This window comes from Phenylobacterium aquaticum (genome assembly GCF_947378715.1).
Taxonomy (GTDB): Bacteria; Pseudomonadota; Alphaproteobacteria; order Caulobacterales; family Caulobacteraceae; genus Phenylobacterium; species Phenylobacterium aquaticum_A.
This window is the reverse complement of sequence record NZ_CANCLE010000207.1, coordinates 1-5,732: the sequence shown is the minus strand read 5'-3', so window position 1 is coordinate 5,732 and position 5,732 is coordinate 1. Positions and strand designations below refer to the sequence as shown.

The following is a 5,732-nucleotide window of genomic DNA, read 5'->3' as shown; positions in this document are numbered from 1 at the left end:
TCCCCATGCCGCCGGCCATCCGCGACAAGTACCAGTACTTCACCGAGGCCCGCATGGGCCGCCTCCAGGCCGCCGGCTACAACCAGCCGATGACCGCGCTCGAGGACGGCATCACCGACTACGTCCAGCGCTATCTCGCCCAGCCCGATCCCTATCGCTAGACGGCGGCTGGCGGCGCGGGCGCGGCTGATATAGGCAGGGGACATGGCGGATCGTCCCATCAGGCGGTGGATCATCTGGGTGCTGGCGGCGTTGCTCACGCTGCTCGCGACCGCCGCCTTCATCTGGCGCGACGACATCCTGCGGACCACGCTGGACCCCAAGGAACCCTTCCAGATCTACAGCCCGCCGCCGGCGCCGGACTATTCCCAGCGCGCCGCCTGGGCCCTGTTGCCGGCCAAGCCCGAGGCCTGGTCCACCAACGATCCCCCGGCCGACGTGTTCTTCATCAGCCCGACCACCTTCAATGGCGGGGTGCACTGGAACGCTCCGATCAATGACACCAAGGCCGACCGGCTGTTCCGGCGGATGATCGCGCCCAATTATGTGGGCCCGTTCCAGCGCGCCGGCCGACTGTTCGCCCCGCGCTATCGCCAGGCCAGTCTCTACAGCCTGATGACCTTGCGGGAGGACGCCCGCGAGGCCCGCCGCTTCGCCTATGCCGACGTGGCCGCCGCCTTCCGGCGCTATATCCAGGCCTATAACAACGGTCGCCCCTTCCTGATCGTCGGGGTGGAGCAGGGCGGCACCCTGGCCGAACGGTTGCTGGCCGAGGAGGTCGCCACCGATCCGGCCCTGAAGGCGCGACTGGCCGGCGCCTATATGATCGAGGCCGCAACCCCCGCCGACGCCCCGCCCATCACCCCCTGCCGCCAGCGGGCCGAGGCCGGTTGCCTGGCCGCCTGGGTCTCGGCCTTCGACAATGATCCGCAGCGGGCCAAGGACGTGGTCGACCGCTCCCTGGTCTGGGCCGCCGGCGCCCAGCTGGAGAACCTGCACGGCCGGCTGCCCCTGTGCTTCAATCCGCTGTTCGGGGCGACCACGACCGCCCTGGCGCCCGCCAAGCTGGGGCTCGGGGCCGCCAACGCCACGGGGCTGGAATGGGGCGCCCGGCCGCCCTTCCTGACCCGCCAGGTCAGCGCTCAATGCCGCAACGGCGTGTTGCGCATCTCACGGCCCAAGGCCAGCATGCTGAAGCCCCAGGGGGACTGGGCGGACCGTCAGAAGGTTCCGGGCTACAACCTGTTCTATGCCGACCTCGAGGCCGATGCGATGGCCCGGGTGGCGACCTTGCTGGCTGATCCGAACTACCACCAGCCCGCGCCGGCCATCACCACCAGCGTCGCCCTGAAGCCGTCCCCGGTTCACGCCCTGGACGGACGGGTTATCCGGCGTCCTTGAGCGGCGAGGCGGCCCGCCAGTCGAACAGCTCCTGCAAGACCGTGACAGCCTGGCCCCGGGGGCTGGTCAACTGCGGATCGCGGGCCAGGATCAGCCGCGCGTCATCGCCGGCCACGGCGATCAGGTCGCGGTGCGCAAAGGGGTCGGCGAACACATAGGCAGGGAAGCCCGATTGCCTGAGCCCCAGGGCGTCACCGCCGCCCCGGAGCTCCAGGTCGGTCTCGGCGATCTGGAAGCCGTCGTCCGTGCGCCGCAGGATGTCGAGCCGCTTCTGGGCGGTCTCTGACAAAGGCGGATCATAGAGCAGGACACAGGAGCTTTCTCGCCGACCGCGTCCGACCCGGCCGCGCAGCTGGTGCAACTGGGCCAGGCCGAAGCGCTCGGCCTGTTCGATCACCATGATCGTGGCGTTAGGCACATTGACGCCGACCTCGACCACGGTCGTGGCGACCAGGACGCTGATCTTGCCGTCGGCGAAGTCGGCCATGACCGCGTCCTTCTCGGGCCCGGTCATCTTGCCGTGCACCAGTCCGACCCCGGGGCCGATCCGCTCGCGCAGTTCGGCGGCGCGCTGTTCGGCGGCCTTCAGGTCGATCAGCTCGGATTCCGAGACCAGGGGACAGATCCAGAAGGCCTGGGCGCCCTCGGCGACCACGGCCCTCAGGCGCGCCTCGACCTCGCCGACCCGGCCCATCGGCACGGCCCGGGTGGCGACCGGGGTGCGGCCTGGCGGCTTCTCGTCGATCCGGCTGACATCCAGGTCGCCATAGAGGGTCAGTTCCAGGGTGCGCGGAATGGGCGTGGCGGACATGGCCAGCAGATGGGTGGCGGCGCCCTTGGCCTGCAGCCGCTGGCGCTCGGCCACCCCGAACCGATGCTGTTCATCGACCACAGCGAACTCCAGGCGGTGAAACGCCACCTCGTCCTGGAACAGGGCATGGGTGCCCACCGCGACCTGGGCCTCGCCGGACGCCAGGGCCCGCAGCTTCTCGGCGCGAGCGGCGCCCTTGTCGCGCCCGGTCAGCAGAACGGCGCTGATCCCGTGGGCGGCGAGGGGGCCAGACAGGGTCTCATAATGCTGACGCGCCAGGATCTCGGTGGGCGCCATCAGGGCGCTCTGGCCGCCAGAGGCCGCGACATCGGCCATGGCCAGCATGGCGACCACGGTCTTGCCCGAGCCCACATCACCCTGGATCAGCCGGCTCATCCGCTCACCCGCCATCAGGTCGCCGCGGATCTCCGAAAGCGCCCGGATCTGGGCGCCCGTCAGGCGGAAGGGCAGGTCGGCCTCGATGGCGTCGGAGATGGGTCCTGCCAGGATCTTCGGCGCCGGTTCGCGGCGACGATCGGCCTTGCGCTGAGCCATGGCCAGCTGGTGGGCGAGCAGCTCGTCATAGGCCAGGCGGCGCAGATGCGGGGCGGTGGGCAGCAGGTCCGCCTCGGACCCCGGGCTGTGCAGCAGGATGAGCGCGGCCTTCCAGGCCGGGAAGCCTTCCCGCGCCAGCCAGGCGGGGTCCTGCCATTCCGGCAGGTCCGGCGCACGGCCCAGGGCCTCATGCACCAGTTTGCGCACCGTGCGGGGCGGCAGGCCGGCAGTGGCGGGATAGACCGCCTCAAGCTCCGGAATCTCATGGGCCTTGTCGGGCGCCACCATATAATCCGGATGGGCTAGTTGCAGCTCGGAGCCGTAGCGCTCGACCTTGCCGCTCACGATGCGCTTGGAGCCCACCGGGTGGCGCTGCTCCAGCTGGGCGCCGAAGCTGCCGAAGAAGGTGAGGGTGAGGAAGCCGGTCCCGTCGAAGGTGCGGACTTTCCACGGCTGGGGGCCGCGTGGCGCCACATAGGCCTCGATCTCGACCTCAAAGGTCTGGATCTCGCCTTCCAAGGCCGTGCCGACCGTGGCCGGCCGCCGCCGGATCACCGTATGCGGGGCCAGGAACAGCACGTCGCGGACGATCGGACCGGCCAGCTTTTCCAGCAGGGGCGCAACCCGGGGCCCGACCCCTTTGAGGGTCGTGGCCGGCGCATAGAGGGGGAAGAGAATCTCGGGCCGCATGGGCTCCACCATAACCCGACAACTGGACGCTCGCCGTCCCCCATGATCATCTCCGCCCAAAGCAATTAGGGGGACAACATGCGTCATCTGTGGACCGTCGCGGCCGTGGCCATGGTGCTGGCCGGTTGCGATCAGAAGACCAGCGCCCCGGCCCAGATGGTGACGCCAGGCCCCGCCTCGATCGCCCCTGTCGCGCCGCGGCCCGCCGCGCCATCCGCGCCCCTCACCGGTTTCACCCATGTGAAGGGCGAGGACCTGTTCGGCTACTACATCCCCAATACCGAGGTGAAGATCGGTGACCTCAAGCTCGATCACGTCCACATCGGATCAGAGGCCGAGTTCGCCCAATGGGAGGGCGGCGACCGCACCACCACCTATGCCCCGATCATGCTGGAGTTCTCCGACCTCGCCAGCGCCAAGAGCGAGAATGAGCTGGGCCAGACCGTCTACGCCCACACGATCCGCGTGCTGCCCACGGCCTACAAGCTGGGGGCGGGGGACCTCCGCTTCACCGGAACCGATCCGACCCTGGGCGCCGTCCAGTTGGACGGCATGATCGACATGGCGGCCCTCACCCGGGCCCGCGCCGCCGGCCCTGGCGCCCAGGAGACCATCCTGCGCACCGCCCTGCTGATCGGCGCCACACCGTTCAAGACCCTGTCCTTCAACTGGTTCGGCGGCGACTGAGTTCGGAACCGCTGGCGCCGGGGACTTGGCCGCTCTATATCGCCGGTTCCTCATGACGCACGACGACACCCGACTGAGACGACTGAAGTTCCGGGCCTGGCACCGGGGGTTCAGGGAAGCGGACCTCATCCTGGGGCCGTTCGCGGACAGGTACGCCCACACCCTGACCGACGCCCAGCTCGACCGGATCGAGGCGCTGTTCGAACAGCCCGACCACGACATCTATGAATGGATCGTCGAGCGGGTTCCGACGCCGTCTGAATTCGACAACGACATCATGAGCATGATCAAGCTGTTCCGCTTCGAAGCTTATGAGGCGCGAGGCGACGATCATGGCGGCTGACGGGTTCCGGGCGCCCACCCAGGCCGAGACCCGTCGCATCGCCCAGGACCCCGGCCGGCTCGATCTGATCGGCGCCCCAGAGGGCTTCGACGCCCTGGTCATGGCCGACATCGTCAAGGCCCGCGGTGGTCTCACCGTATTCGTGGCCCGGGACGGGTCGCGGCTGTCGGCCTTCATCGACGCCTTCCGATTCTTCGCGCCCGGCGTCGAGGTGATGCAGTTCCCCTCCTGGGACTGCCTGCCCTATGACCGCATCGGCCCCTCGGCCGGGGTCGCCGCCCAGCGCATGACCACCCTGGCCCGCCTGGCCCAGGGGCTGGACGCCAAGAAAGCCGCCCTGCTGGTCTCGACCATGCCGGCCATGATCCAGCGCGTGCCGCCCCGTGAAGCCGTCACCGGCGCGACCTATTCGGCCAAGGTCGGCCATGTGGTCGAGATCGCGGTGCTGGAACGCTATTTCGCGATCAACGGCTACCAGCGCGCCTCCACCGTGTCGGAGCGCGGCGAATTCGCGATCCGGGGCGGGGTGATCGACGTCTTCCCGCCCAACGCCGAGGAGCCGGTGCGCCTCGACCTGTTCGGCGACACCCTGGAATCAATCCGGGGCTTCGACCCCGAGACCCAGCGCTCGACCCGTCAGCTCAAGGACGTGACCCTGCTGCCGGTCAGCGAGGTGTTGCTGGACAAGGACGGCATCGCCCGGTTCCGGCGGGGCTATGTCGAGACCTTCGGCGCGCCCGGCGGCGATCCGCTCTATGAAACGGTCAGCGGCGGCGGGCGCCGCGCCGGCATGGAGCACTGGCTGCCGCTGTTCTATCCGGCCATGGCCACGGTCTTCGACTATCTGCCGGACGGGACACTGATCGGGGTCGACCACCTGGCCGACCAGGCCCGAGAAGAGCGCATGGCGATGATCGCCGACGCCCATGACGCCCGGGCTCAGGCCGACCGCAAGGTCCACTACCACCCCCTCGATCCGGACAAGCTCTATCTGACCGCCGAGGAATGGCGCGCTCGCCTGGCCGAGCGGGCCAGCCGCCGGTTCTCCGCCTTCCAGGAGGCCGAGGGCGAGATGGTCGTCGACCTGGGCGCCCGTCAGGGCCGCGCCTTCGTCGCCGAGCGCCAGCAGGACTCGGTCAATCTGTTCGAGGCCACCGCCGACCACGCCCGCAAACTGGCGAGCGCCGGCAAACGGGTGCTGTTCGCGTCCTGGACCGAGGGCTCCTCCGAACGCCTGGGGGTCAT

General features: G+C 69.4%; 4 protein-coding genes and 2 pseudogenes. 5 read left to right on the top strand and 1 reads right to left on the bottom strand.

Going from position 1 to position 5,732, the window contains the following annotated elements:
• Nucleotides 1-161: pseudogene (locus Q7P21_RS18865) on the top strand (ADP-glyceromanno-heptose 6-epimerase); the annotation flags it as partial.
• A 43-nt stretch (nt 162-204) separates the two neighbouring features.
• Complete coding sequence (locus Q7P21_RS18860; protein WP_304170390.1) at nt 205-1,401, top strand: DUF3089 domain-containing protein; 1,197 nt, start codon at nt 205-207, stop codon at nt 1,399-1,401.
• Here Q7P21_RS18860 and recG read toward each other — a convergent pair.
• Nucleotides 1,385-3,457, bottom strand: coding sequence for an ATP-dependent DNA helicase RecG (gene recG / locus Q7P21_RS18855; RefSeq protein WP_304170394.1), 2,073 nt, complete (start codon nt 3,455-3,457; stop codon nt 1,385-1,387). The genes Q7P21_RS18860 and recG overlap by 17 nt on opposite strands.
• Before the next feature lie 78 nt (nt 3,458-3,535).
• Here recG and Q7P21_RS18850 point away from each other — a divergent pair, with 78 nt between their 5' ends.
• The 3 genes and pseudogenes from Q7P21_RS18850 to Q7P21_RS18840 all read left to right on the top strand — a co-directional run.
• A complete protein-coding gene (locus Q7P21_RS18850; protein WP_304179487.1) occupies nt 3,536-4,144 on the top strand; it encodes a hypothetical protein in 609 nt (202 codons plus the stop codon).
• Nucleotides 4,145-4,196: 52 nt separating this feature from the next.
• Complete coding sequence (locus tag Q7P21_RS18845) at nt 4,197-4,487, top strand: succinate dehydrogenase assembly factor 2 (protein WP_304170400.1); 291 nt, start codon at nt 4,197-4,199, stop codon at nt 4,485-4,487.
• A pseudogene (locus Q7P21_RS18840) lies at nt 4,477-5,732 on the top strand (transcription-repair coupling factor); the annotation flags it as partial. The gene Q7P21_RS18845 and the pseudogene Q7P21_RS18840, both read left to right, overlap by 11 nt.